This is a genomic window from Gulosibacter sp. 10 (genome assembly GCF_900163695.1).
GTDB lineage: Bacteria > Actinomycetota > Actinomycetes > Actinomycetales > Microbacteriaceae > Gulosibacter.
On the sequence record NZ_FUIC01000002.1, the window covers coordinates 1 to 24,504 of the forward strand.

General features: G+C 70.5%; 23 protein-coding genes and 1 pseudogene. 7 read left to right on the top strand and 17 right to left on the bottom strand.

Translation table 11 applies throughout. From position 1 onward, the window contains the following. From FM112_RS00160 to FM112_RS17370, 4 genes are all read left to right on the top strand, one after another. The coding region (locus tag FM112_RS00160) for a tripartite tricarboxylate transporter substrate binding protein (RefSeq protein ID WP_254910305.1) at positions 1-1,091 on the top strand (1,091 nt) is incomplete at its 5' end. Further along, the gene (locus FM112_RS00165) at positions 1,088-1,660 is read left to right on the top strand and encodes a tripartite tricarboxylate transporter TctB family protein (RefSeq protein ID WP_087002023.1); all 573 of its coding nucleotides are present in this window, start codon (positions 1,088-1,090) and stop codon (positions 1,658-1,660) included. The genes FM112_RS00160 and FM112_RS00165, both read left to right, overlap by 4 nt. 13 nt (positions 1,661-1,673) lie before the next feature. Continuing rightward, positions 1,674-2,969, top strand: coding sequence for a tripartite tricarboxylate transporter permease (locus FM112_RS00170; protein WP_217874361.1), 1,296 nt, complete (start codon positions 1,674-1,676; stop codon positions 2,967-2,969). Next, positions 2,963-3,256 carry a hypothetical protein gene (locus FM112_RS17370; protein ID WP_217874363.1) on the top strand — a complete coding sequence of 98 codons (294 nt, stop codon included), beginning with the start codon at positions 2,963-2,965 and terminating at the stop codon, positions 3,254-3,256. Before FM112_RS00170 ends, FM112_RS17370 begins: the two co-directional genes overlap by 7 nt. A gap of 78 nt (positions 3,257-3,334) precedes the next feature. Here the strand turns inward: FM112_RS17370 and FM112_RS00175 are convergent, their stop codons facing one another. The 12 genes and pseudogenes from FM112_RS00175 to FM112_RS00230 form a co-directional block, all read right to left on the bottom strand. Next, the gene (locus FM112_RS00175) at positions 3,335-3,955 is read right to left on the bottom strand and encodes a bifunctional 4-hydroxy-2-oxoglutarate aldolase/2-dehydro-3-deoxy-phosphogluconate aldolase (protein WP_087002025.1); all 621 of its coding nucleotides are present in this window, start codon (positions 3,953-3,955) and stop codon (positions 3,335-3,337) included. Beyond that, positions 3,952-4,896 carry a sugar kinase gene (locus FM112_RS00180; RefSeq protein WP_087002027.1) on the bottom strand — a complete coding sequence of 315 codons (945 nt, stop codon included), beginning with the start codon at positions 4,894-4,896 and terminating at the stop codon, positions 3,952-3,954. The genes FM112_RS00175 and FM112_RS00180 overlap by 4 nt, the downstream gene beginning before the upstream one ends. Positions 4,897-5,161: 265 nt before the next feature. Further along, positions 5,162-6,478 (bottom strand): MFS transporter, encoded by a 1,317-nt coding sequence (locus tag FM112_RS00185; protein WP_087002029.1) that lies wholly within the window; start codon positions 6,476-6,478, stop codon positions 5,162-5,164. 310 nt (positions 6,479-6,788) lie between these two features. Beyond that, on the bottom strand, positions 6,789-7,613 hold the full coding sequence (locus FM112_RS00190) for an IclR family transcriptional regulator (RefSeq protein ID WP_176386599.1): 825 nt from the start codon (positions 7,611-7,613) through the stop codon (positions 6,789-6,791). A 72-nt stretch (positions 7,614-7,685) separates the two neighbouring features. Next, the gene (locus tag FM112_RS00195; protein ID WP_087002033.1) at positions 7,686-9,623 is read right to left on the bottom strand and encodes an ABC transporter ATP-binding protein; all 1,938 of its coding nucleotides are present in this window, start codon (positions 9,621-9,623) and stop codon (positions 7,686-7,688) included. After that, positions 9,620-9,823 (bottom strand): AsnC family protein, encoded by a 204-nt coding sequence (locus FM112_RS00200; RefSeq protein WP_217874365.1) that lies wholly within the window; start codon positions 9,821-9,823, stop codon positions 9,620-9,622. The genes FM112_RS00195 and FM112_RS00200 overlap by 4 nt, the downstream gene beginning before the upstream one ends. A gap of 58 nt (positions 9,824-9,881) precedes the next feature. Further along, on the bottom strand, positions 9,882-10,241 hold the full coding sequence (locus FM112_RS00205) for a hypothetical protein (protein WP_140400515.1): 360 nt from the start codon (positions 10,239-10,241) through the stop codon (positions 9,882-9,884). Between the two features lie 44 nt (positions 10,242-10,285). Next, a pseudogene (gene ribA / locus FM112_RS00210) lies at positions 10,286-10,939 on the bottom strand (GTP cyclohydrolase II); the annotation flags it as partial. A 37-nt stretch (positions 10,940-10,976) separates the two neighbouring features. Then, positions 10,977-11,786, bottom strand: a complete 810-nt coding sequence (locus FM112_RS00215) for a polyprenol monophosphomannose synthase (protein ID WP_254910306.1) — start codon at positions 11,784-11,786, stop codon at positions 10,977-10,979. Positions 11,787-11,803: 17 nt separating this feature from the next. Beyond that, positions 11,804-12,808 carry a tryptophan--tRNA ligase gene (trpS, locus tag FM112_RS00220; protein WP_087002041.1) on the bottom strand — a complete coding sequence of 335 codons (1,005 nt, stop codon included), beginning with the start codon at positions 12,806-12,808 and terminating at the stop codon, positions 11,804-11,806. A 62-nt stretch (positions 12,809-12,870) separates the two neighbouring features. Continuing rightward, positions 12,871-13,716, bottom strand: a complete 846-nt coding sequence (locus tag FM112_RS00225) for an exodeoxyribonuclease III (RefSeq protein WP_087002043.1) — start codon at positions 13,714-13,716, stop codon at positions 12,871-12,873. Positions 13,717-13,845: 129 nt separating this feature from the next. After that, on the bottom strand, positions 13,846-15,117 hold the full coding sequence (locus FM112_RS00230) for a YihY/virulence factor BrkB family protein (RefSeq protein ID WP_087002045.1): 1,272 nt from the start codon (positions 15,115-15,117) through the stop codon (positions 13,846-13,848). Between the two features lie 70 nt (positions 15,118-15,187). On the opposite strand from FM112_RS00230, the gene ptsP reads away from it, so the two are divergent. Together ptsP and FM112_RS00240 are read left to right on the top strand one after the other, a co-directional pair. Then, the gene (ptsP, locus tag FM112_RS00235) at positions 15,188-16,855 is read left to right on the top strand and encodes a phosphoenolpyruvate--protein phosphotransferase (RefSeq protein WP_087002047.1); all 1,668 of its coding nucleotides are present in this window, start codon (positions 15,188-15,190) and stop codon (positions 16,853-16,855) included. 103 nt (positions 16,856-16,958) lie between these two features. After that, positions 16,959-17,894, top strand: coding sequence for a hypothetical protein (locus tag FM112_RS00240; RefSeq protein WP_140400516.1), 936 nt, complete (start codon positions 16,959-16,961; stop codon positions 17,892-17,894). Between the two features lie 488 nt (positions 17,895-18,382). On the opposite strand, the gene FM112_RS00245 is transcribed toward FM112_RS00240, so the two are convergent. From FM112_RS00245 to FM112_RS00265, 5 genes are all read right to left on the bottom strand, one after another. Beyond that, a complete protein-coding gene (locus FM112_RS00245; protein WP_087002051.1) occupies positions 18,383-19,144 on the bottom strand; it encodes a succinate dehydrogenase iron-sulfur subunit in 762 nt (253 codons plus the stop codon). 19 nt (positions 19,145-19,163) lie between these two features. Beyond that, complete coding sequence (gene sdhA, locus FM112_RS00250; protein ID WP_087002053.1) at positions 19,164-20,993, bottom strand: succinate dehydrogenase flavoprotein subunit; 1,830 nt, start codon at positions 20,991-20,993, stop codon at positions 19,164-19,166. A 32-nt stretch (positions 20,994-21,025) separates the two neighbouring features. Further along, a complete protein-coding gene (locus FM112_RS00255) occupies positions 21,026-21,466 on the bottom strand; it encodes a succinate dehydrogenase hydrophobic membrane anchor subunit (protein WP_087002055.1) in 441 nt (146 codons plus the stop codon). 20 nt (positions 21,467-21,486) lie between these two features. Then, positions 21,487-21,909, bottom strand: coding sequence for a succinate dehydrogenase, cytochrome b556 subunit (sdhC, locus tag FM112_RS00260; protein ID WP_254910307.1), 423 nt, complete (start codon positions 21,907-21,909; stop codon positions 21,487-21,489). 160 nt (positions 21,910-22,069) lie between these two features. After that, positions 22,070-23,224, bottom strand: coding sequence for a glycosyltransferase family 1 protein (locus tag FM112_RS00265; protein ID WP_087002119.1), 1,155 nt, complete (start codon positions 23,222-23,224; stop codon positions 22,070-22,072). Between the two features lie 92 nt (positions 23,225-23,316). On the opposite strand from FM112_RS00265, the gene FM112_RS00270 reads away from it, so the two are divergent. After that, positions 23,317-24,438 carry a mannose-1-phosphate guanylyltransferase gene (locus FM112_RS00270; protein WP_254910308.1) on the top strand — a complete coding sequence of 374 codons (1,122 nt, stop codon included), beginning with the start codon at positions 23,317-23,319 and terminating at the stop codon, positions 24,436-24,438. Positions 24,439-24,504 lie beyond the last annotated feature (66 nt).

Consider the following 24,504-nt stretch of genomic DNA (forward strand, 5'->3'; position numbering starts at 1 on the left):
TCCTACACGGACAGCGACGCGCTCAACGGACTACACCCTCGTTCGAGAAGAGCCGAAAACGGTCCGGGAGCTGGTCGCGACGAGCACGGAATGCGGGCGCGGTCGCCGCGGTATCGGCGCTGTTCCTCGCCGGGTGCTCCTCGGGGCAGGGCGGCGGCGGTGACGAGGCCGCCGCGGAGTGCGACATCTCGGAGAGCTTCCCGAACGGCCCCATCGAGTTCATCGTGCCCTTCTCCGCGGGCGGCGGCACCGACGCGGTCAGCCGGCTCGTCGCGCAGGAGCTCGGCTCGGCCCTGGGCACGCAGATCAACGTCATCAACCAGACGGGCGGCGGCGGCGCGGTGGGCCATCAGGCGATCGCGGGCGCCGCGCCGGACGGGCAGACCATCGGCATGGCCACGGCCGAGCTCGCGATGCTGCACCACCAGGGGCTCACCGACACCACGCCCGCCGACGTCACGGCGATCTCGCAGATCAACGCCGACCCGGCCGGCATCACGGTGGCCGCCGACGCGCCCTACGAATCGGTGCAGGACCTCATCGACGCGGCGGAGGCGGATCCGGGCCAGCTCGTGGGCTCGGGCACCGCGGTCGCCGGCATCTGGCACGTCGCCCTCGCGGGCATGCTCCTCGAGGCGGGTCTCGATGCCGACGCCATCCGCTGGGTGCCCTCGGAGGGCGCCGCGCCCGCGCTCCAGGAGCTCGTGGCGGGCGGCATCGACGTGTCGACCGCGAGCCTCGCGGAGAACGCCACGATGATCGAGAGCGACCGGGTGAAGCCGCTGGCGGTCATGGACTCGGAGCGCGCGCCCGGCTACGACGACGTGCCCACGCTCGCGGAGGAGGGCATCGACTTCGAGGCGGCCACGTGGCGCGGCATCGTCGCCCCGGCCGGCATGGACGAGGAGATCGTCCAGGAGCTGCAGTGCCACCTCGAGCACATCACCGAGAACGAGGAGTTCACGACCTTCATGGCCGACAGCGGCCTCGGCATCGTCTACCGCGACGCCGAGGAGTTCGCGGCCTTCATGGAGGAGGACGACGCTGCGAAGGGCGAGATCATGCAGCAGGCGGGGCTGACGGGCGAATGACCTCCCCGTCGACCACCGATGCAGACGCGACCCGCGCCGCGCGCTTCCCGCGCGGCGCGGTCGCCGACCTCGTGATCGGGGTCGTCACCGCGCTCGGCGGCGGCGCGACCATCGCCTACGCGCTCACGATGCCGACGCTCGACGGCGGCGGCCCCGGGCCGGGGCTGTTCCCCGGCATCATCGGCGGGGCGCTCGTGCTGTTCGGGCTGGTCCTGGCGGTGAAGACGCTGGTGCGCCCGGCCGCGGCGGACGCGGTCGAGGCCGAGAGCGCGCTTCCGCCCGAGACCGAGTCGATCAAGCGCATCGCCGACGTCGAGACCTCGACGCTCTCGCTGCGGCGGGCGGTCGTCAACGGCGCGGTGATCGTGGGCTCGATCCTGTTCTACGTCCTGGCCGCCGACCACCTCGGCTTCCTCATCACGATGTTCGTCGTCGTGCTCGTCAACATGCTGGCGCTCCGCGCGAAGGCGCTCACCTCGCTGATCTCCTCGCTGGTGCTGACCATCGTGATGTGGCTGGTCTTCGAGAAGGCGCTGCTCGTGCAGCTCCCGGATGGATTGCTGTTCTGACATGACTCCTGATATGGGTACAAGTATCGCCAACGCACTCGGGCTCGTGCTCGACCCGCTGGTGCTCGTCGTCTGCGTCCTCTCGGGACTGCTCGGCATCGTCATCGGCTCGCTGCCGGGGCTCACCGCGACGCTCGGGGCCGCACTCCTCATCCCGTTCACCTTCTTCCTCGACCCGGTCCCCGCGATCGCCTCGATCATCACGATGTCGGCGATGGCGATCTTCGCGGGCGACATCCCCGGCGCGCTGCTGCGCATGCCGGGCACGCCGTCCTCGGCGGCGTACGTCTCGGAGCTCTACGCCTACACGAAGAAGGGGCGCAGCAGCGTCGGCCTGTCCATCGCGCTGTTCGCCTCGGTGCTCGGCGGCCTGGTCGGGTCGATCGTGCTCATCTTCGTGGCGCCCCTCGTGGGCGAGTTCGCGCTCGGCTTCACCTCGTACGAGTACTTCTGGGTGGCGGTGCTCGGGCTCACCGCCGCGGTGATCGTCTCGCAGGGCTCGCAGCTCAAGGGCGGCATCGCGCTCATGGTCGGGCTGCTCATCTCGACGGTCGGGATGGACGTCTCGCTCGGCTTCCCGCGGTTCACCTTCGGCGAGGCGAGCCTGCTGCAGGGCGTGAACTTCATCCCCGCCATGATCGGCCTCTTCGGCCTCAGCGAGGTGATCCGCAGCATGACCGCGCGGCGGACCACGGACGCGGCGCACCTCGTGGCGAAGCCGAGGGGCAAGGGCTCCATCCGCGAGGCGCTCCGCCGCATGTGGCGGCGTCCGGGCGCGGTCGTGCAGGGCAACGCCACCGGCTCGGTCGTGGGCGTGCTCCCCGGCGCGGGCGCGGACATCGCCTCGTGGATCTCCTACGCGATCGCGCGGAACGGGCTCAACGCCAAGAAGCGCGGCAAGCGGAGGAAGAGCGGTGCGGAGCAGGCGGCCGAGGACGACGCGGAGGACGGCCCGCTGGTCGCCGCGACGGGCGCGAACAACGCCGCGCTCGGCTCGGCGTTCATCCCCACGCTCGCCTTCGGCATCCCCGGCGACACCATCACCGCCATCCTCATCGGCGTGCTGCTGGTGAAGGGCGTGGAGCCGGGGCCGAACCTGTTCCTCACGAACACGGACACGCTGTACGCGATCTACATCTCGTTCATCATCGCGAACCTGCTGCTGATCCCGCTGGGCCTCATGGCGATCCGCTCGAGCGGGCTGATCCTGCGCCTGCCCCGGCCGGTGCTCATGGCGGCGATCGTGGCCCTCTCGGTCACAGGCGCGTACGCGACAACCACGCCTACCTCGAGATCCTCATCGTGCTGATCATGGGCGTCGTGGGCTTCCTGTTCGAGCGGTACCGCATCCCGCTCGCGCCGGTGGTGCTGGGCATCGTGCTCGGGCCGATCGTGGAGTCGAACTTCATGCGCAGCGTGATCAAGACCGACTGGGACCTCTCCCAGTTCTTCACCCGGCCGGTGAGCGCGGTGCTGATCGTGCTGACGGTGCTGATGCTCGCCTACCCGCTGATCTCCAAGGGCATCCGCGCGCTGACCGATCGCGGCGCGGACGCGGGCGAGCGGATGAAGGAGGCGGAGGCCGCGTCGAAGTGACCCGGCCCGGCCGAAATGCACCGGCCCCTGCCGCTCGAGCGGCAGGGGCCGGTGCATTTCCGCCGGCGGTGCGGGCGCTCAGCCCTGCGCGGGATGCGCCTCCAGCAGCGCCGCGAGCCGCGCGAGCTCCTCGGCGTCGCCGAGCGCGCTGCCGAGCGCCACGATATCGGCGCCCGCGGCCCAGAATTCCTGCGCGTTGCGCGTGGTCATGCCGCCGGTGGCCACGAGGCGCACCTGCGGGAACGGCCCGCGGATCGCGGAGAACCACTCCGCGCCGAGCACCGAGGCGGGGAAGGCCTTGACCCAGCCGAGGCCGAGGGCGAGGGCCCGCTGGATCTCGCTCGCGGTCGCGACGCCCGGCAGGTGGGGTAGCCCCGCGTCGAGGCTCGCGCGGGCGACGCCCTCGTCGAGGCCCGGCGCGACGGTGAAGGCCGCGCCCGCGTCGACGGCGATCGCGACCTTCTCCGCGGTGTCCACGGTGCCGGCGCCGCAGGCCTTGCCGCGCTCGGCGCCCGCGGCCACCGCCGCGCGCAGCGCCCGCTCGCTCTCGGGGCCCTGCACCGGCACCTCGACGAGGTCGATGCCGTGCTCCCACGCGGTGCGGGCCAGCTCCACGGTGCGCTCGGGCGCGAAGCCGCGGAGGATCGCCATCGCGCGCCGGCCGCCTGCCAGCGCGCCGAAATCGGGTCGAGTGGTCATCGGATGCTTCCTTCCATGGGGGACGAGGGGGCGAAGTCGTGGATGCTCGTGAGCGCCCGGCGGGCGAGGGCGTGGCCCTGCCCGAGGCGCGCCTCGGCGGTGCCGCCGGGGCGCAGCCATGCGGCGAGGTAGCCCGCGGCGAAGGCGTCGCCGGCGCCGACCGGTTCGACCACCTCGACCTCGGGCGCGGGGAGGAACGCCCGGCGCCCCTCCCGGAACTCGGTCGCGCCCACGGCGCCGTCCTTGACCACGAGCGTGCCGTCGAGCCCGAGGTGCTCGGCGATGGCCTCGGCCGTGGGGGTACCCCAGAGCCGCTCGCCCTCGTCGCGGCCCACGAAGACGATGTCGCTGCGCCGGGCGAGGTCGCGGAGCACGGGCGCGGCCTCGGCGGCCGGCCACAGGCCCGGACGGTGGTTGACGTCGAAGGAGAACGCCGTGCCGAGCGCCCGGCAGCGGGCGGCGGCGCGGTCCATCATCGCCGCGCAGGAGTCGGAGAGCGCGGGGGTGATGCCCGACATGTGCACGACGCGCGCCGCCGAGAGCACCTCGTCGCCGAGGCTCTGCGGGCCCATGCGGGAGGCGGCCGAGCCCCTGCGGTAGTAGTGCACCGCGGTGTCGTCGACGTCCGGGTCCTTGAAGTACACGGCGGTGGGCGCCTCGGGCCGCACCTCGACGTGCGACACGTCCACCCCCGTGCTCCGCAGCGCGGCCACGACGCGGCGGCCGAAGGGGTCGTCGCCCACGTGGCTCAGCCACGCGGCGCGCACGCCCAGATCGCTCAGGTAGAGGGCGACGTTCGACTCGGCGCCCCCGATGGAGATCGCGAGCCGCTCGGTGCGGTCGAGTCGGCGCGCATCCGCGGGGGTCAGCAGCACCATGGCCTCGCCGACGCAGAGCACGTCGGCCGCGCTCGGGGGCTCGGGGCGCTCGAAGCCGGGCATCCGGATCCTTTCCGTCGAGGTCCGATGCGCGGGCGGTTCGCGGGCGTCATCGGACGATGCCCCCAGTCTTCGGGAGCGGCGGCCGGAACGACCCTCCGACCTGCGGATAGTGAATTGCGTTCTTCCGCATAGTCGTGCCGCGGCCCGCGTCCGGGCTCCCGCGGCCCGCACTCGGGCATCCTCGTCCGGCACGGCGGGCGGCCCCGGACGCGAAGAGGGCGGGCACCGGCCGGTGCCCGCCCTCGCGGGGATGCCCGCGCTCCGCTCAGAGCTCCAGGTCGTTGAGATCGGCGCCCTTCGTCTCGCGGAAGCACAGCGCGGCGACGAACGAGACGACGCTCAGCCCCATGACGTAGGCGTAGAACAGCCACGGCGTGCCGAGCGAGACGAACAGCTGGTTGAGGTACGGGGCGGTCCCGCCGAACAGCGCCACCGAGATCGAGTAGGCGAAGCCGATGCCGCGGCCGCGGATGTAGGTGGGGAAGTTCTCGGCCTGGATGGCCGGGAAGATCGACTGGCCGAGCGCCCAGATGACGAGGGAGGCGGCGACCGGGATCGTGAGCGACCACCACTGGTCGCCCACCATGAGGCTGAACGGCACGGTGGTGACGAAGGTGAGCACGGCGAACACGAGCAGCATGGGCTTGCGGCCGATGCGGTCCGAGAGGGCGCCGAGGAAGGGCATCGACACGAGGCACACGACCTGGCCGATGGCCGTGGCCCAGTAGGCCGCGTCGGCGAGCATGCCCTGCTCGTTGATCGCGTACGTGGTCATGTACGTCATCCAGACGTAGTTCATGCAGGTGAGGCCCGAGGTGAAGGCGATCATGCGGATGGTGATGCGGACGACCTTGCGGCGCGGGAGCTTCTCGACGGCCCGCCCCTCGCTCTCCTCGAACACGTCCGACTCGTGCATGCGGCGGCGCATCCACAGCACGACGAGGGCCATGCCGCCGGCCACGAGGAAGGGGATGCGCCAGCCGTAGGCCTGCATCGCCTCCTCGCCGAGCGCGGAGGTGAGGACGGCGCTGAAGACGAAGGCGAGCACGCTGCCGCCGATGATCGAGATGCCGGCCACCGAGCCCCAGCGTCCGCGCTTGGCGGCCGGGGCGATCTCGGCGACGTAGGTGGTCGAGGCGCTCGACTCGCCGCCGTGGGCGAAGCCCTGGATGCACCGCAGCAGGAGCAGCAGCAGCGACGCGCCGATGCCCCACTGGGCGAAGGTGGGCATGACGCCGATGAGGAAGCAGGCGGCGGCCATGAGCAGCATGGTGGTGACGAGGATCCTCTTGCGGCCGATCCGGTCGCCGAGCCAGCCGAAGAAGATGCCGCCGATCGGGCGCATCAGGAAGCCCACGGCGAAGACGGCGAACACCGAGAGGATGGCGCTGGCGGGATTCGCCTGGTCGAACATCGCGACCGCGATGAACGGGGACATCACCGAGTAGGCGCTCCACTCGTACCATTCGAGGATGTTGCCGGCCGTGCTCGAGAGGAGCGAGCGGCGACGGCCCGCGAGCGTGATCGCGGGCTCCTGGTCCTGCGGCGCTGCGGACGCGGTGGTCGTCGGGGACGTCGTCATTGAGGGTCCTTGTCTGTGTCGCGAGAGGCGAGAGTATTGGATTCAAAACAGCGCATCATGGCGCCTGCTGGCAGAGAATGGCCAGAAATATACTCTAATTGGATACAACAGGAGGCTGCAAGGTGAAACGGAGCCCGTTCCGCGCGGAACTGGAGCGCCGGGCGAAGGCCGTGTGAGCGTGACCGGGTGCCCGGCCCTCCCGTACGGAACGGGAACGCCGGAGCGAGCCCGGGCGACTCGGCTCCGGGGCAGGGCTCCGGCCGCGCGCGTCAGCGCCGGGCGAATCGCGGACTGGCGGCGGGCAGGCCGCTCAGACGCCGCTCTCGCTCGCGGCGGAGGTCTGGCCTTCGCCGTCCGCGAGCACCCGGCTCGCCTCGACCGCGCTCGCGAGCGCCGCCGAGGAGATCTCCTCTCGCCGCGCCGGCCATTCCGAGGCCGAGGCCCAGACGCCCACGGCGCCCACGCAGCGCCCGTCGAGCGCGAAGCAGGGGGCGCCGACGCCGATGATGCCGTTCTCGTATCCCTCGTCGTCGATGGACCATCCGCGAGCGACGATCTCTCGGACCTCTTCCTCGAGCCGCGTCGCGATGGCGAGCCGCTGGGCGGGCGGGACGGCGCTGAGCGACCGTTCGAGGACGCGCTCGCGGGTCTCGGGATCGGAGAACGCGAGCACCGCCTTGCCCGAGGCGCGGACGTGCTCGAGGCCGCTGAGGCCGACGTAGAGGCTCCCGGCCTTGACCGGGTCCGTCCCCTCGTAGAGCGCGGTCAGGATCACCGCGTCGTTGACGAGGTGCGAGAAGAACGTGGTCTCGCCCGTGGTCTCGCTCAGCCGGCGCACGATGGCCAGCATCTCGCGCTGGTAGGCGAAGCTGTTGCGGTACCCCTCGTAGAGGGAGGCGACGTTCGTGCCGAGCCGGATGGTGCCGTCGGCGTTGCGCTCCACGTATCCGCGCGCGAGCAGCGTGTTGTAGAGGTGGTAGCACGTGGTGAGGTTGATGCCGAGTTCGCCGGCGATGTCGCGGACCGTCGCGCCGATGGGCCGCTCCGAGACGATCTCGAGGAAGCTCAGCGCGCGCTCCACCGTCTGCAGGGTGGTCGCCGCACGTTTGCGATCATCGGGCGGAATGAAGGGCATGGGCATACCGTAGCGGTTCCCGGCGGGGCAGGGCGTTCATCGCGGGCGCCCCGCCCGCGAGGTCCCGCCCGCTCAGTCGGCGAGCAGCTGGTGCTGCGCGAGCCGCCGGTACAGCGGCGAGGTCTCGAGCAGCTCCTCGTGCGGCCCGCGGCCCACGACGCGACCGTGGTCGAGGACGATGATCTCGTCCGCGTCCACGACGGTCGACAGGCGGTGCGCGATCATGACCATCGAGCGCCCCTCGGAGGCCCGCTCGAGCGCCTCGCGGATGAGGGCCTCGTTGCGGCCGTCGAGGGCCGAGGTGGACTCGTCCATGAGCAGCACCGGCGGCGCGGCGAGCAGCGTCCGCGCGATGGCCAGCCGCTGCTGCTCGCCGCCCGAGAGCCGCACGCCGGCCTCGCCGACCTGCGCGTCGAGCCCCTCGGGGGAGCGGTCGAGCACGTCGCCGAGGTTCACGCTCCGCAGCACCTCCGCGCACTCGTCGTCGCTCGCATCCGGGCGGCCGAGCAGCAGGTTGTCGCGGATCGTGCCGGCCAGCGTGGGCGCGTTCTGCTGGACGTAGCCCAGCCGGGAGCGCAGCTCCGCGCGGTCGAGCGAGCGCAGGTCGGCGCCGTCGAAGCGGATCGCGCCCGAGGCGGGATCGTAGAAGCGCTCGATCAGCGCGAGCGTGGTCGACTTGCCCGCGCCGGAGGGGCCGACGAGGGCGACCTTGCGGCCGCGGGGCACGGCGAAGGACACCTCGTCGAGCACGAGCGGCGACTCCACGGGCGCGGACTCGTCGATGCGCAGCAGCTCCTCCGCCGCAGTGCGGGCGCGGCGGCCGGAGGTGTCCACGAAGCGGTCGAAGCGGGCGCCCGCGTCCTGCTTGGCCCGAGCCGCGCGCACCACCTGCTCGGGGTAGCGGAACGACACCGCCTCGAACTCGAGGGCGGGGGCGGCCGGATCGGGGCGGAGGTCGGCGAGCCGTACGATCGGGCCGAACGCGCGGTCCTCGGCGTCCTCCTCCGGCAGCCGCCGGATCTCCTCGATGCGCCCGAGCGCGCCCAGCGCCGAGGCGATCGCCGAGACGGCGCCGAACATGAGCCCGAGCGGGGCGATCATCATGAACAGGAACATGATGAAGGACACGAGCGCGGCCACCGTGGTCTCGCCGCTCGCGACGCGCACGCCGCCGACGCCGAGCACCGCCACGAGCGAGAGCTGGAGCGCGAGCATCGAGACCGGCACCATCACCGCGGAGATGGCGGCGATGTCGAGGCCGCGGCGGTAGGCGCCGTGCGCATCCGCCATCACGCGCTCCTCCTCGCGCTCGGTCGCCACCGAGGCGCGGAGCGTGCGCATCGCCGAGATCGCGCGCTCGACCGAGGCTGTGAGCTCGCCGACCTTCGCCTGCGCCGCCGCCGAGGCGGCGGCCACCTTGCGCGAGAGCAGCAGCACGGCGACGAGCGAGGCGGCGATGCAGCCGGCGGTGATGAGGAAGAGCACCCAGTCGAGCAGCAGCATCGCGATGATCGCGCCGATGAAGGTGAGCAGGCCGCCGATCGCCTCGATGAGCCCCTGCGTGAGCACCGCGCGCAGCAGCGTGGTATCGCTGCCCACCCGCGAGACGAGGTCGCCGGTGCGGCGCGAGTCGAACTCCGCGATCGGCAGCCGCAGCAGCTTGCGCACGAGCTGGCGCCGGGCGTTGAGGACGATCCGCTCGCCCGTGCGCTGCAGCAGGAAGTGCTGGAGCCCGGAGAGCAGCGCCGCGACGAGGACGACGGCGATGAGCGCGTATACGATCCACGACACGAACTCGCCGCCCTCGACCTGCTGGATGAGCAGGCCCATGAGCACGGGCTGGGCGAGGTCGAACGCGCTGCCGATGATCGAGATGACGACGATGACCGCAATCATCCGCTTGTCGGCGAACAGGTACGGCCAGAGCTGGCGCAGGGATGCGCGCGGCGTCCCCTCCTCGCCGGTCGCCCGGTCGCGCCGGCGCCTGCTGGTCGGGTTCGAGTCGCTCACTTGATCCTTCCGTATTTGCGGTGGGCCGCCTGCCTGGTCACCCCGAGGCAGGCGGCGATGGACTCCCACGAGAACCCGGAGCGGTGCGCGAGGCGGACGGCGGCGCTGAGCTCGCGCTCGATCTGCCGTCGCTGCTCGGTGAGCTCGCGGACGCGTCGGAGCGCGCGGTCGTCCGATTCGCCGGTGGCTGCAATGGTCATGACGTCAACATTAGTTGACGTGCGCACCGACGTCAACATTCATTGACATGAGGGCGGGCTAGTGCCACAGCACCGCGATGCAGATATTCGCGAGGGTGAGGCCGCCCGCGGCCCACATGACGCCCGAGGGCACCGGGTCCTTCTTGCGGTTGAGGAACAGCATGACCACGACCACGAGCGCGACGAGCAGCTTGACCGTGAGCTTCACGCGGATGTCCATCGTGACGCCGCCGATCATCTCGTTCACGCCGAAGAGGAGGATGCCCGAGGCGAGCACGAGCCAGCCCGAGTGCATCATGCCGGCGGGGATCTTCGCCTCGCCGCGCCCGATCGCCTTGAGCTGCAGGAACCACCCGCCGAAGAGCCCCGCGAGGCCGACGAAGTGCAGGATGAGGAGGATGCTCTTGACGATTTCCATGGCTTCGAGCATATCGATTCCGCGGGCCCCGGGGCGCCGCGCGGCTAGGCCGGGTCCGTGCCCGCCGCTTCGCCGGGCTCGGCCACGTCGCCCGCGGGCCCGAAGGCGTCGAGCAGGTGCCCCATCCGCGCCGCCTTGGTGCGCATGTAGCCCTCGTTCACCTCGTTGAAGCCGACCTCGAGGGGCACGCGCTCGAGGACCTCGATGCCGTTCGCCTCGAGCGACTCGGACTTGGCGGGGTTGTTCGTGAGCAGCCGCACCCGGTCCAGGCCGAGGTCGGCCAGCGCGGAGGCCGCCGCCGCGTACTCCCGCGCATCCGCGGGCAGCCCGAGCGCGAGGTTCGCGTCCACCGTGTCGAGTCCGTCCTCCTGCAGGCGATAGGCGCGCAGCTTGTTGAGCAGCCCGATGCCGCGGCCCTCGTGGCCGCGCAGGTACATCACGACGCCGCCGTGCTCGGCGATCACGTCGAGCGCCGCGTCGAGCTGGGGGCCGCACTCGCACTTGAGCGAGCCGAAGGCCTCCCCGGTCAGGCACTCGGAGTGCAGGCGCACGAGCGCTCCGGGCCGGGGCTCGCCCGAGATGATCGCGAGGTGGAGGTCCCCCGTCGTCGTGTCGGTGTACGCGCGGACGCGGAACCCGCCGTGCACGGTGGGCAGGCGGGTCTCGACCTCGAAACGGATGCGGGAGGGATCGGGCATGCTGCAGCTTTCGAACGGATCTGGGGCCATCGGAGGGCTATCGGCCGGTGAGGCGGTAGGCGAGGCCGCGCGCGCGGAAGCCGAGGCCCCAGGAGGTGACCCGCCAGAGCGCCTCGGTGATGATGCTGCGCGACATCTTGGACTGGCCGAGGCGGCGCTCGACGAAGGTGATGGGCACCTCCACGACCCGCTTGCCGAGCCTCTCGAACATCCAGGCCATCTCGATCTGGAAGCAGTAGCCCGTCGAGCCGACGGGGCCGAGGTCGAAGCCGCCCAGCGAATCCGTCCGGTAGCCCCGGTAGCCGGCGGTGATGTCGCGCACGCGCGAGCGCAGCAGCACGCGGCAGTACAGGCTCGCCGAGCGCGAGAGCAGCTGCCGCTGCACCGGCCAGTTCTCGGTGGCGCCGCCGGGCACCCACCGGGAGCCGATCACGAGGTCGGCACCGCCGTCGAGCTCGTCGATGAGGGCCGGGAGCCTCGCGGCCGGGTGCGAGCCGTCGGCGTCGAACTCGAAGAGGTATCGGTAGCCGCGCGCCTGGCCCAGCTCGAAGCCCCGCAGGTACGCGCTCGCGAGCCCCTGCTTGCCCTCGCGGTGCAGCACGGCCACCCGCTCCTCGTCCTGCGCGAAGCGCTCGGCGATCGCGCCGGTGCCGTCCGGGGAGCCGTCGTCGATCACGAGCACGTCCACGCGCGGGGACGCATCGAGCACCGACTCGAGCACGTGCCGGATGTTCTCGGCCTCGTTGTAGGTCGGGATGATGACGAGGGCGTCGCGCACCGCCGTGCGCGGCGCCGCGGCCGCCTCCTGCAGGGCGGCGACGCCCCGGATGCCTGGGTTCTCGGACACGGGAATCTGCGCCGGGCCTATCGCGCGCTCGGGAAGCCGATGCGCTCGTAGGCGAGATCGAGCGTGGACCGGGCGCGCTCGTCCGCGCGCTCGGCGCCCCGGCGGAGCAGGCGCGAGAGCTCGCCGCGATCGGCGAGGAGCTCGTTGGTGCGCTCCCGGATGGGGGCGAAGGTGGCCTCGACCGCGTCGGCGAGCCCCTTCTTGAGGTCGCCGTAGCCGCGGCCCGAGTACTCGGCCGCGACGTCCTCGAGCTCGCGGCCGGTGAGCACGGCGAAGATCGTGAGCAGGTTCGAGACGCCGGGCTTGGCCTCGCGGTCGAAGCGGATCTCGCCGTCCGCGTCGGTGACGGCGCGCATGATCTTCTTCCGCGTCGCCTTGGGGTCGTCGAGGATGCGGAGCAGCCCCGCATCGCTCTCGGCCGACTTCGACATCTTCCTGTCGGGGTGCTGCAGGTCGTACACCTTGGCGCTCGCGGCGGGGATGAAGCCCTCGGGCACGGTGAAGGTCTCGCCGAAGCGCGAGTTGAACCGCTCCGCGAGGTTGCGCGTCAGCTCGAGGTGCTGGCGCTGATCCTCGCCCACCGGCACCGTCTCGGTCTGGTAGAGCAGGATATCGGCGGCCATGAGCACCGGGTAGGTGAACAGGCCCACCGTCGTGCCCTCGGTGCCGAAGCGCTGCGACTTGTCCTTGAACTGCGTCATCCGGCTCGCCTCGCCGAAGCCGGTGATGGTGCCGAGCACCCAGCTCAGCTGCGCGTGCGCGGGCACGTGCGACTGCACGAAGAGGGTCGAGCGCTCCGGGTCGATGCCGGCGGCGATGTACTGCGCCGCCGTGACGAGCGTGCGCTCGCGCAGCGCCTCGGGGTCGGTCGCGACGGTGATGGCATGCTGGTCGACGACGCAGAAGATCGCGTCGTAGTCGTCCTGCATCTTCACCCAGTTGGTGAGCGCTCCGACATAGTTTCCGAGATGGAGGGAATCGGCGGAGGGCTGCATGCCCGAGAAAATGACGGGGTTCGGCATCAAGGCTTCCTGCGATCGAAAGGGGTGAACGGTCCCATGCTAGTCCCGGCGCGGGACGCGGGTCAGATCGTGTAGTCCACGACCACGGGGGAGTGGTCGCTCCAGCGCTGGTCGTAGGCGGCCGCGCGGTCGATCGTGTAGCCGGAGGCGAGCTGCGCGAGCGCGGGGGTCGCGACGTGGTAGTCGATGCGCCAGCCCGCGTCGTTGTCGAAGGCCTGGCCGCGGTAGGACCACCACGTGTAGGGGCCGGGGACGTCGCCGGACTGCTCGCGGCCCACGTCGTGCCAGCCGAGACCGGGGCCGACGGTGCCGTCGACCGCGTCGACCTGCTCGCCCGCGGGGCCGAACATCCGCGTGAAGTAGCCGCGCTCGCGGGGCAGGAAGCCGGCCTTCTTCACGTTGCCCTTCCAGTTCTTGATGTCGCGCTCGTCGTGGCCGACGTTGAGATCGCCCACCACGAGGGCGAGCTCGCGCTCCTCGCGCAGCTGCGCCATCCGCTCGGCCATCGCGTCGAGGAACTTCCACTTCTCCTCCTGCTTGGGCGTCTCGGCCTCGCCGGAGTGCACGTAGCAGCTCACGACCGTGAGCAGGCGCCCGCCGACCTCGAAGTCCACCTCGAGCCAGCGGCCCGCGGAGTCGAACTCGTCCGGGCCGAGCTCGCGGCGCACCTCGCCGAGCGGGAGCCGGCTCGCGATCGCGACGCCCGCGCGGCCCGCGGCGCTCGCCTCGTCGAGCTCGAGGTTCCAGCTGTCGTCGACGAGCGCATCCACCTGCTTGCGGTTGGCGCGCACCTCCTGCAGCGCGAGGATGTCGACTCCCCGCTGCTCGAGCCATTCGCCCATGCCCTTGCGGTAGGCGGCGCGGATGCCGTTGACGTTGACGGATGCGATGCGGAGCGTTTCAGCCATGCGGCCAAGTGTATCCATCCCGGCGCGGGCGCGGGCCGCACTGCTCCACCGAAGCCGAAGGCAGCATCAGTCCTATCCGTCCCGGCGCGGGCGCGGGCCGCCCGGAGGGCGCCGGCCCCCGCGGCGGGGTCAGCGCTCGGGGCGCTTGAGCTCGACGTCCTCGGGGTCGAGGTCCTTGCGCTCGGCGTGCGCCTCGACCGGGACGTACCCCATCCGCCGCTCGAGCTCGTCCTCCTCGAGCCGCCGCTGCTCGTCGACGATGCGCTCGAACTCGCGGCGCAGCCGGCGCCGGCGCCACCGCGGGGTGTGCGCGAGCTCCTCGCGCACGTGGATGAGATCGGTCGCGAGGCGCTCGCGCCGGGCCTCGAGCTCGGTCTGGCGGGTGATCTCCTCCGCCTCCTCGTAGGTGAGGCGGCGCGGGGACTGCCCGAGGTCGTCCATCGTCACCTTGACCCAGGCGGCGGTGAACAGCAGCACCATGCACAGGAAGTTGATGAAGATGAGCACACCCAGCAGGGCCGCGAAGGTCGCGAGCAGGGGGTTCGAGGAGGCGCCGCCGAGCAGCATCGAGCCGAGCTGCTTGAGGACCATCACGAGGAACCCGCCGAGCAGCGCGCCGGTCCACAGCGTCTTCGCCGGGATGAGCACCTCGGAGAGCACCCGCAGCATGCCCGCGATCACGACCGAGTCGAACAGCAGCGCCACCGCGATGGTCACGATGCGGATGAGGACGGTCGTGAAGCCCGAGAGCTCGAGCGCGAAGAAGTCGTTGAGCAGCCAGGACATGATGCCGCTGCTCGCGGCGGTGAGGGTCACGGAGATGATCAGCCCGAGCGCGAAGAGCACGAGCAGCCCCAGGTCCACGAGCTTCATCTTCACGAAGCTGCGCTCGATCTTCGTCGGCAGGTCGAACATGGCCCGGATCGAGAGCCGCGCGCCGTTGAGGAAGTTCAGCGCCGTCCAGAGCGCCGAGACCAGCGCGATCGCACCGGCCACCGTCAGCGAGGTGGTCTGGTTGAGGGTCATCAGGTCCTCGGCGCTGACGACGCCGTTCTCGCCGACGAGGCCCGGGACGGTGCTGTCGAGCGCCTCGATCATCGCCTGCATGATCTGCTGGTTGTTCGAGAGCACGATGCCCGCCACCGAGAAGAACACGAGGATGGCCGCGAACCCGGAGAACAGCCCGGAGTAGGCCATGCCGCCGGCGAGGGTCGTGCCGCGACGGCTCGACCAGTGCTGCACGGCGCGCATCGGGCGCGTCGCCTGCACCCAGGTCGCAGTCGCCTTGACCTTCTCCTGCGCCCCCGCGTCCTCGTCCACGGTCGGGAACGGGGGCAGGATGGTGGCGCGGGTGGTCGTCAGCTCTTGGTCGCCGGTTTCTTGCTCGCTGTTCGCAGTCACACAGACAGCCTACGAAGAATTTCCCTAAGCTGACTCACGGTTTGTTCATCACGAGATTGTGAGGCTCAGCATGGAGCTCAGCGGATACGGCGTAGGTTCCCGGGTCGCGATCGGAGAGGCCGTGCGGATGCCGGCGCCGCTCCCGGAGCCGAAGGACGTTCCCTTCCGCGGCGATGAGGCCGCGGAGAAGGCGCGCGCCGAGGCCTCGATCGCGGCGGTGCAGGAGGATCTCGCCGGCCGCGCCGCCACCGCCGAGGGGGCGATCAAGGAGGTGCTCGAGGCGCAGTCGCTCATGGCGGCCGACCCGACCATCGCGCAGCTCGTCGACCAGGCCATCGAGGGCGGCAAGACCGCGGAGCGCGGCGTGTTCGAGGCCTTCGCGACCTACGCCGAGACGCTCAGGTCGCTCGGCGGCTACATGGCCGAGCGGGTCACCGACCTCAACGACATCTCCCAGCGCATCCGAGCGCACCTGCAGGGCGTGCCGGTGCCGGAGGTGCCCGAGCGCGACGCACCGTTCATCCTCGTCGCGATCGACCTCGCGCCGGCCGACACCGGCAAGCTCGACCTCTCGAAGGTGCTCGCGTTCGTGACGCGCGACGGCTCGCCCAAGGCACACACCGGCATCATCGCGGCGGAGAAGGGCCTGCCGGCCGTGGTGGCCGTGGCCGGCGCCGACGACATCCGCGACGGCCAGGAGCTCATCGTGGACGCGGGGCGCGACCTCGTGATCGTGGAGCCCTCCGAGGCGGAGCTCGGGGCCGCGCGGGCCGAGCAGCAGCGCCAGGCCGAGATCGAGGCCGCACCGCTCGAGCCGGGCGCGCTCGCGGACGGCAGCGCCGTGAGCCTGCTCGCGAACGTCGGCAAGCCCGCGGACGCGCACATCGCCCTCGAGCACGGCGCCGAGGGCGTGGGGCTCTTCCGCACCGAGTTCCTGTTCCTCGACCGCGACGAGGCGCCCTCGAAGGAGACGCAGATCGCCGACTACACGGCGCTGCTCGAGCCCTTCGCGGGCAAGAAGGTCGTCGCGCGCGTGCTCGACGCGGGCGCCGACAAGCCGCTGTCCTTCCTCAACGACGCCGAGGAGGCGAACCCGGCGCTCGGCATGCGGGGCATCCGCATCCTGCGCGAGAAAGAGACGCTGCTGCGCGACCAGCTCGAGGCGCTGCGCGCCGCGCAGGACGCGACGGGCGCCGACCTCTGGGTCATGGCGCCGATGGTGGCGGATGCGGCCGACTCCGAGTACTTCACGAATCTGGGCCGCTCCGCGGGGCTGCAGACCGTCGGCTCGATGATCGAGGTGCCTTCGGCCGCCGTGGTCGCCGAGCAGATCCTCGAGACGAGCGATTTCGTCTCGATCGGCACGAACGACCTCACGCAGTACGCGCTCGCGGCCGACCGGGTGCTCGGCACGGTCGCGAACTACCAGGACCCCTGGCATCCCGCGGTGCTGCGGCTCATCGGCATGATCGGCGAGGCCGGCGCGAAGGCGGGCAAGCCCGTCGGCGTGTGCGGCGAGGCCGCCGCCGACCCGCGCCTCGCCGTGGTGCTGGTGGGCCTCGGCGTGACGAGCCTGTCGATGGCGCCGCCCGCGCTCGCCGGCGTCCGGGCCTCGTCGGCGGAGCGGGCGCCGGGGGATCGGGCAGGCGTCAGCCGTCATCCGGCCTCCAACATTCCCTGTGTTGCTGCCCGCCGGGGCCGGGAGCGTGCGGCATTCGACGTGTCGGGAAGGGGGTGAGGGCGCCCGTACGAGTTGTCCACAATGCGGCGTCATGGCGGAGTTATCCACGGCGAACGCCCGAACGGGTCCGGTGTTGCGGATGCACGCCTACCTTCGCCGTATGTCGAAGCCCGAACCCCTCCCGCAGGCACTGCTGAAAGCCGGATTCACCGTGGCCGAGGCGAAGGCCCGAGGAGTCAGCGCCTCCCGGCTCCGGGCCTCCGATCTGCATGCTCCGTACGTGGGAGTGCGTACGATCGGAGTGCCGAGCTCGCTGGAGGAGCAGGCGTACGCGCTGAGCCTCTGCCTCGATGAACGCCATGCGATTTCCGGGCTGACGGCGCTGCGGCTCTGGGGGATGCCGCTGCCCTCACGTTTGCGCGAGCGGGAGACCCCTCTCGAGGTGCTCACGGATCTGAGCGGTTCCAGGGTCGACAGAAGCGGAGTCACGACGCGTCGGATCCGTCGTTCGCGATTCCGTGCCGTGACCTTGCACGGCATCCGCCTCGTCTCACCCGTGCTCGCGATGATCACCGCGATACGGCACCTCGATGTCGAATGGACCACGGTGCTGCTGGAAGCCCTGCTCGCGGAGTCCTCGCTCTATCCGAGCCTCCGGTTCGCCGAACGTCCGCACCTGGTGCCATTTCAGCTGGACGGTCTGCTGCAGCATTTCAGCGGCATGGATGGGATGACGAAGCTGCGGGCCGCAGCCGAGCAATCCCGCACACGTGTGGAATCGCCGATGGAGTCGGTGCTGCGGCTCCGTCTGATCGGCGCGGGCCTGCCAGAGCCGGCCATACAGCCGGAACTGGTGCTGCCGGGAGGGGAACGGGTCCGTCCCGACCTCGGATATCGGCATGCTGCCGCCTATCTGGACTACGAGGGGGAGCATCACGCGCGGGATCCTGAGATTTTCGAACGAGACCTCCGCCGGTCCCGGGCCATGCGGGAGGCCGGCCTGGAGCATATCCGCGTCACTCGCAGCGATCTGCATCGTCAGCACTTCCCCCGCCTCGTCGCCAATCTGCGCAGCCTGATCTTCCGTCGCATGTGAACTGCGGAAAACCGGCGTCTGAGGAAAACTCGGGGACCGAGGTGATCGCGTGCGATGCGCGTTGCCCGAATGCTCGTCGGCTCGATGTCGGACTTGTCGTCGCCAGCTCACCGTATCGACGTCGCGATCCGCCAGAACTTCTGGTCCACCTTGGAATTGTGGCGGCAGAGTCGCTGTTCAGCGCTATCGATGCCGCCGAATCCCTCCACCATTCCGCCTCACCCGGCGAATGTTGGAGGCAACATGCCACTTGGAGAGGCACTAGCCCGAAAGGGGCCGCCAAAATCCGCAGTGTGCGAAGGATCTTGGCGGCAGGGTGAGAGGTGGGAGGCGGGAAGGGCGTCAGGGGGCGCCAGGATCGGGAGGTGCGGCGGGTTTCGTGGATGCACCTCGGGCGAGAGGAGGAGGGGCGAGAGGGGAAGGGCGAACGAGAAGAAGCCCGCTCCCGTGCTGGACGGGAGCGGGCTTCAGCGGGCCAGGGGCCGGGGCTACGGGCGGCCGCGCAGGATGGCCTGCTTGACCTCGGCGATCGCCTTCGTCACCTCGATGCCGCGGGGGCACGCCTCGGTGCAGTTGAAGGTGGTGCGGCAGCGCCACACGCCCTCCTTGTCGTTGAGGATGTCGAGACGGGTCTCGGCCTCCTCGTCGCGCGAGTCGAAGATGAAGCGGTGCGCGTTCACGATCGCCGCGGGGCCGAAGTACTGGCCGTCGGTCCAGAACACCGGGCACGAGGTCGTGCACGCGGCGCAGAGGATGCACTTGGTGGTGTCGTCGAAGATCGCCCGGTCCTCCACGGACTGGATGCGCTCCTTCTCGGGCTTGTCGCTCGCCACGAGGAACGGGTTGATCTCCTTGTAGGCCTCGAAGAACGGGTCCATGTCGACGATGAGGTCGCGCTCGAGCGGGAGGCCCTTGATCGCCTCGACGGTCACGGGCTTCGTGATGTCGAGGTCCTTGATCAGGGTCTTGCAGGCGAGGCGGTTGCGGCCGTTGATGCGCATCGCATCCGAGCCGCAGATGCCGTGCGCGCAGGAGCGGCGGAACGCGAGAGAGGAGTCCTGGTCCCACTTGATGCGGTGCAGGGCGTCGAGGATGCGGTCCGTCGAATACATGTCGACCTCGAAGGTCTCCCAGTACGGGTCGGGGCGCTGCTCGGGGTCGTACCGGCGCACCGAGATCTCGACCTTGAAGGGCTTCTCCGGCTCTTCCGGCTTGTTCTCCACTGCGGAGGTTTCGGCGACAGCGGTCATTTCGTGTCTCCCTTCGGTCCTAGTACTTGCGTTCCTGCGGCACGTAGTGCGTCATCCGCACCGGTTTCTGGCCCAGGGTGATGTGGTCTGCCGGGTCGGCCGAGCTGCGGTCGCCGGTGAGGTACGCCATCGTGTGGTGCATCCAGTTCTCGTCGTCGCGCTTGGGGAAGTCGTCGCGCATGTGCCCGCCGCGGGACTCCTGGCGGTTGAGGGCGCAGTAGGTGACGACCTCGGCGAGGTCGAGCAGGAAGCCCAGCTCGATGGCCTCGAGCAGCTCCGTGTTGTAGCGCTGGCCCTTGTCGCTCACGTGGATGTTGCGGTAGCGCTCGCGCAGCGAGTGGATGACCTTGGTCGCCTCGTTGAGGGTGTCCTCGGTGCGGAACACCTGGACGTTGGTGTCCATGGTCTCCTGCAGCTCGCGGCGCAGGTCGGCGACGGAGTCGGTGCCCTGCGAGTCGCGCAGGTCGCGCACGAGGGTGCGCACGAAGCCGTCGGCGTCCTCGGGGAGGGGCGCGTAATCGGCGGTCTTCGCGTACTCGACGGCGTTGCGGCCGGCGCGCTTGCCGAACACGTTGATGTCGAGGAGCGAGTTGGTGCCGAGGCGGTTCGAGCCGTGCACCGACACGCACGCGCACTCGCCGGCGGCGAAGAGGCCGGGGATGACGGTGTCGTCGTCGTCCGAGATGACCTGCGCGTCGTTGTTCGTGGGGATGCCGCCCATCGCGTAGTGCGCGGTGGGATAGACCGGCACGGGCTCGGTGACGGGGTCCACGCCGAGGTAGGTGCGCGCGAACTCGGTGATGTCGGGGAGCTTCGTCTCGAGCACTTCGGCGCCGAGGTGGGTGCAGTCGAGATAGACGTAGTCCTTGTTGGGGCCGGCGCCGCGGCCGTCGAGCACCTCCTGCACCATCGACCGGGCGACGATGTCGCGCGGCGCGAGGTCCTTGATGGTCGGGGCGTAGCGCTCCATGAAGCGCTCGCCCGAGTCGTTGCGGAGGATGGCGCCCTCGCCTCGGGCGCCCTCGGTGAGGAGGATGCCGAGGCCCGCGAGGCCGGTCGGGTGGAACTGGAAGAACTCCATGTCCTCGAGCGGGAGGTTGTTGCGCCAGATGATGCCGACGCCGTCGCCCGTGAGGGTGTGCGCGTTCGAGGTGGTCTTGAAGACCTTGCCGAAGCCGCCGGTGGCGAACACGATCGACTTGCCCTGGAACACGTGCAGGTCGCCGGTCTTGAGCTCGTACGCGATCACGGCGGCGGGCACGCGCTTGCCGTCCACCTCGGCGAAGGAGACGTCGAGGGCGTAGTACTCGTTGAAGAAGCGGATCTGCTGCTTGACGCAGTTCTGGTACAGCGTCTGGAGGATCATGTGGCCGGTGCGGTCCGCGGCGTAGCAGGCGCGGCGCACGGGCGACTTGCCGTGGTCGCGGGTGTGCCCGCCGAAGCGGCGCTGGTCGATCTTGCCCTCGGGGGTGCGGTTGAAGGGCAGTCCCATGTTCTCGAGGTCGAGGACCGCGTCGATGGCCTCCTTCGCGAGAATCTCGGCCGAGTCCTGGTCCACGAGGTAGTCGCCGCCCTTGACCGTGTCATAGGTGTGCCACTCCCAGTTGTCCTCCTCGACGTTGGCGAGCGCCGCCGCCATGCCGCCCTGGGCCGCGCCCGTGTGGGAGCGGGTGGGGTAGATCTTGGTGACGACGTCGACGACCGCCCCGGTGCCCGCCGCCTCGGCGGCCTCGATGGCCGCACGCATGCCGGCGCCGCCGGCGCCGACGATCACCACCTCGTTGCGGTGGTAGTGGATCTTCACGCCGTCGATTTCCTTGACGGTGTCCTTGAGCTGTTCTGCAGCCATATGACTAAAACAATTCCTTACAGAAACGAGAACTACGAGCAGATGGAGGCGCCGCCCTGGAAGCAGGGCTCGATGGCGAACACGGCGAGGACGATGAGGCCGAGGATGATCTCGATGATGCAGGCGATCCAGAGGGTCAGCGTGAGCGCCTTCCGCGGACCGGCCCTGTACACGTAGTCGTTGACGATGGTGCGCATGCCGTTGGTGCCGTGGATCATCGCGAGGATGAGCAGCAGCGCGTCCCAGATGAGCCAGAACGAGACCGAGAACTTCTCGGCGACCACGAACTGGTAGGTGATCTGGTGGACGCCGTCGCCGGCGATGAGGTTCGAGTACAGGTGCACGAACACGAGGGCGATGAGCAGCACGCCCGAGACGCGCATGAAGACCCAGCCGATGCGCTCCCAGTTGTTGGGGCGCTTCTTGCGCTCGGAAAGCGGCGTGCGCGGGTATTCGACGGCTTCGATAGTCATTGTGCGATCTCCCTATCTTCCTAGAACCCGAACACGTGCGAGAGGTGCATGTACGCGAAGGGGATCATCACGAGCGCCCAGATGGCGATGACGATCCAGAACATGAGCTTGTGGTGACGGGTGCCGCCGGGCATGAAGTCGATCAGGATGATGCGCAGGCCGTTGAAGGCGTGGTACACGATCGCGGCGACGAGGCCGAGTTCGCCGATGCCCATGATGGGGTTCTTGTACGCGCCGATGACCGCGTTGTAGACCTCCGGGCTCACGAGCAGCAGACCGCTGTCGAGCACGTGGACGAGGAGGAAGAAGAAAATCGCGACACCGGTGATGCGGTGCAGTACCCACGACCACATGCCCTCGTTCCCGCGATAGAGCCGACCGCCGAGGGCGTTCTTCTTCGCGGGCTTGGGGGAGGTCGGGGTGCCCGTCTGAACAGCTGACACGGAACTACCCTTCTGTGTTGGATGGAACCCGGCGGCAGTGGCGTCGCCCGGGGCGGCTGGCGCAAGCAGACTTGCCATACGCACGCAACTGTAAGTCCAAGCCTACCGCGATTTCAGGGCATCCGAGGCGACCCGTGGTATAGGGAAAAGTTAGGCAACCCTAAGAAGCTACGGGGGTCGGGGCGGCCGCGGCCGCGCGCGATGCGAGCACCGACTCGTAGTGGTCGAGCAGCTCGTCGCACACCCGCTCCCACGAGCGGTCGAGCACGCGCCGGCGACCGGCCTCGCCCATCCGGGCGCGCAGCGCCGGGTCCGCCGCGAGCCGCTGCACGTAGGCGCGCATCGAGTCGGCGCCGCGCCGGCGCTCGGGGTCGAAGAGGTAGCCGTCGCCGCCGTGCGTGACGAGGTCGATCGGGCCGCCGGCGTAGGGCGCCACGACCGGGGCGCCGGAGGCGTGGGCCTCCTGCAGGGTCTGCCCGAAGGTCTCCTCGGTGCCGGTGTGCACGAAGACGTCGAAGGCGGCGTACGCGGCGGCGAGCTCCCGGCCGGTGCGGCGGCCGAGGTGGACGGCGGGCATCCCGTCCAGGGCGGCGCGCACGTCCTCGCGCGAGGGGCCGTCGCCGACGATCGCGATGCGGAGGCCCGGCACGCCCCGCAGCTGCGCGAGCCGCTCGACCTGCTTCTCGGGCGCGAGCCGGCCCACGTATCCCACGACGGTCTCGTGCGGGGCCGCGATCTCGGCCCGCAGGCGGCGGGCATCCGCGGCCGCGCGGTTGTCGGGGTGGTAGGTCTCGAGGTCCACGCCGCGGCCCCAGCGCTCGACGCGCTCGATGCGCTGCCTGGCGAGGTCGCGGATGGAGGCGGTGGAGGGCGCGAGGGTGCGGTCGGCCTGGTTGTGGACGAGGCGGAAGACCGACCACACGGCGTCGCGCATCAGTCCGAGGCCGCTGCGGGCGGCGTAGCCGGCGATGTCGGTCTGGAAGATCGCCACGGTCGGCACGCCCCGCCGCCGCGCGGCGGCGATCGCGCGGCCGCCGAGGAAGGCCGGGGAGGCGGCGTGGAGCAGGTCGGGCCGGAACTCGTCGAGGATGCGCTGCACCTGCAGCGTGGGCAGCCCCACCGGGAAGTCCCGATAGGTGAGCGCGGCCACCTCGTGCACCGGGAAGCCGGCGTAGGTCGCGGGCGCGCCGGCCGCCGGGCAGATCACGAGCGCCTCGTGCCCGCGCCGCGCGAGGTGGTCGAGCACCTTCGTCACCGAGTTGGTGACGCCGCTGATGGTGGGGAGGAAGCTTTCGGTCACGATCGCGATCCGCATGACCACCGACCGTAGGAGATTCGGGTTACCCCGGTATTAACAGGAGGGGTACCGGACGTATTTCTCCGACGGAACGCGTTATTGTCATGCGCATGCTCGCTTCGAACCTCGACCACTTCTATGCCGTCATCCCTGCGGGCGGCGTCGGATCGCGGTTGTGGCCGCTGAGCCGGGCGGGGCGCCCGAAGTTCCTCCGGGACGTCACGGGCACCGGCCGGACGCTGCTGCGGGCCACGTGGGAGCGGCTCGTGCCGCTCACGGGCGCCGAGCGGATGATGGTGGTCACCGGGGAGGCGCACGAGGCCGAGGTGCGCGAGCAGCTGCCCGAGCTCGAGGACCACAACGTCGTCCTCGAATCCGAGGGGCGCGACTCCACCGCCGCGATCGGGCTCGCCGCCGCGATCCTCGAGCGGCGCCATCCGGGCGCGGTCATCGGCTCCTTCGCGGCCGATCACCTCATCAGCGCCGACACGCGCTTCCGCCGCGCGGTGCGCGAGGCCGTGCGCGCGGCCGACGAGGGGCTCATCGTCACCATCGGCATCCAGCCGATCATGCCCTCCACGGCCTTCGGCTACATCCGCGCGGGCGAGCCCTTCGAGATCCTCGGCGCCCCGTCGGCCCGGCAGGTGGACGAGTTCGTCGAGAAGCCGAGCGCGGCCACGGCCCGCCGGTATCTCGCCTCGGGCGAGTACCTGTGGAACGCGGGCATGTTCATCTCGAAGGCCTCGCGCCTGCTCGACGAGCTCGCCGAGAACGCCCCGGAGCTGGCCGCGGGAATCACGGAGATCGCGGACGCGTGGGACACGGACGCCCGCGCCGAGACGGTCGCGCGGGTCTGGCCGTCGCTCGAGAAGATCGCGATCGACTACACCGTCGCCGAGCCCGCCGCGAAGAAGGAGGGGCTCGCGGTGATCCCGGGCTTCTTCGGCTGGGACGACGTCGGCGATTTCGGCGCCGTCATGCGCGTGCACCAGGCCGCCGCGGCGTGCGAGGACGACGTCAGCGTGATCGGGGACCCCGGCCGGGTGGTCGCCACCGGCGCGTCGGGCCTGGTGGTCTCCGAGACCGACCGGGTCGTGGCGGTGGCGGGCATCAAGAACGTCGTCGTCGTCGACACCGAGGACGCGCTGCTCGTCACCAACCGGCAGAACGCGCAGAAGGTGAAGGAGATTGTCGGACTCCTCAAGGAATCGGAGCATCCCGAGGTGCTTTAGCGTGGACGGCCTTCTACGGCGGACGCGAAAGGGCCGATCGCGGGGTAATATTTCGTCATCGACAAT

Coding starts and splice junctions, on each gene's coding strand:
- FM112_RS00175 (WP_087002025.1), bottom strand. CDS start 3,955: ATGACCACTCGACCCGATTTCGGCGCGCTGGCAGGCGGCCGGCGCGCG.
- FM112_RS00165 (WP_087002023.1), top strand. CDS start 1,088: ATGACCTCCCCGTCGACCACCGATGCAGACGCGACCCGCGCCGCGCGC.
- FM112_RS00255 (WP_087002055.1), bottom strand. CDS start 21,466: ATGACTATCGAAGCCGTCGAATACCCGCGCACGCCGCTTTCCGAGCGC.
- FM112_RS00205 (WP_140400515.1), bottom strand. CDS start 10,241: ATGGAAATCGTCAAGAGCATCCTCCTCATCCTGCACTTCGTCGGCCTC.
- FM112_RS00225 (WP_087002043.1), bottom strand. CDS start 13,716: ATGGCTGAAACGCTCCGCATCGCATCCGTCAACGTCAACGGCATCCGC.
- FM112_RS00200 (WP_217874365.1), bottom strand. CDS start 9,823: ATGACCATTGCAGCCACCGGCGAATCGGACGACCGCGCGCTCCGACGC.
- FM112_RS00270 (WP_254910308.1), top strand. CDS start 23,317: ATGCTCGCTTCGAACCTCGACCACTTCTATGCCGTCATCCCTGCGGGC.
- FM112_RS00180 (WP_087002027.1), bottom strand. CDS start 4,896: ATGCCCGGCTTCGAGCGCCCCGAGCCCCCGAGCGCGGCCGACGTGCTC.
- FM112_RS00265 (WP_087002119.1), bottom strand. CDS start 23,224: ATGCGGATCGCGATCGTGACCGAAAGCTTCCTCCCCACCATCAGCGGC.
- FM112_RS00245 (WP_087002051.1), bottom strand. CDS start 19,144: ATGACCGCTGTCGCCGAAACCTCCGCAGTGGAGAACAAGCCGGAAGAG.
- FM112_RS00170 (WP_217874361.1), top strand. CDS start 1,674: ATGGGTACAAGTATCGCCAACGCACTCGGGCTCGTGCTCGACCCGCTG.
- trpS (WP_087002041.1), bottom strand. CDS start 12,808: ATGCCGAACCCCGTCATTTTCTCGGGCATGCAGCCCTCCGCCGATTCC.
- FM112_RS00240 (WP_140400516.1), top strand. CDS start 16,959: ATGTCGAAGCCCGAACCCCTCCCGCAGGCACTGCTGAAAGCCGGATTC.
- FM112_RS00190 (WP_176386599.1), bottom strand. CDS start 7,613: ATGCCCTTCATTCCGCCCGATGATCGCAAACGTGCGGCGACCACCCTG.
- sdhA (WP_087002053.1), bottom strand. CDS start 20,993: ATGGCTGCAGAACAGCTCAAGGACACCGTCAAGGAAATCGACGGCGTG.
- ptsP (WP_087002047.1), top strand. CDS start 15,188: ATGGAGCTCAGCGGATACGGCGTAGGTTCCCGGGTCGCGATCGGAGAG.
- FM112_RS00185 (WP_087002029.1), bottom strand. CDS start 6,478: ATGACGACGTCCCCGACGACCACCGCGTCCGCAGCGCCGCAGGACCAG.